Source organism: Bradyrhizobium sp. BRP56, assembly GCF_020194035.1.
In the GTDB taxonomy this organism is placed as follows: Bacteria; Pseudomonadota; Alphaproteobacteria; order Rhizobiales; family Xanthobacteraceae; genus Bradyrhizobium; species Bradyrhizobium australafricanum.
In genome coordinates, this window is record NZ_JADYVV010000202.1 from 1 (window position 1) to 448 (window position 448).

The following is a 448-nucleotide window of genomic DNA, read 5'->3' on the forward strand; positions in this document are numbered from 1 at the left end:
GGTTCTTGCCCAGCTCCTCGGCGTTGGCCGAGTAGTCCAGCACGTCGTCGGCGATCTGGAACGCGTAGCCCAGGTGCATGCCGTAGTCGAACAGGGCCTGCTGGGTCGCTTCATCCACGCCGCTGGCCAGCGCGCCCAGGCGGGTGCCGGCGGCGAACAGCACCGCGGTCTTGCGCTCGATCACGCGCAGGTAGGCGGCTTCGTCGGTATCCGGGTTGTGCACGTGCAGCAGCTGCAGCACTTCACCCTCGGCGATGCGGTTGGTGGCGTCGGCCAGGATCTGCATCACCGGCATGCGCTCCAGCTCGACCATCAGCTGGAAGCTGCGCGAGTACAGGAAGTCGCCGACCAGCACGCTGGGCGCGTTGCCCCACAGTGCGTTGGCGGTGCTGCGGCCACGGCGCAGGCTGGATTCGTCCACCACGTCGTCGTGCAGCAGGGTGGAGGT

At 68.1% G+C, this 448-nt stretch carries 1 protein-coding gene; it reads right to left on the bottom strand.

The window, feature by feature from the left end; all coding sequences use genetic code 11:
- Positions 1–448: polyprenyl synthetase family protein (locus I6F38_RS43375; protein WP_225164713.1), on the bottom strand; the 448-nt coding region annotated here is incomplete at both ends.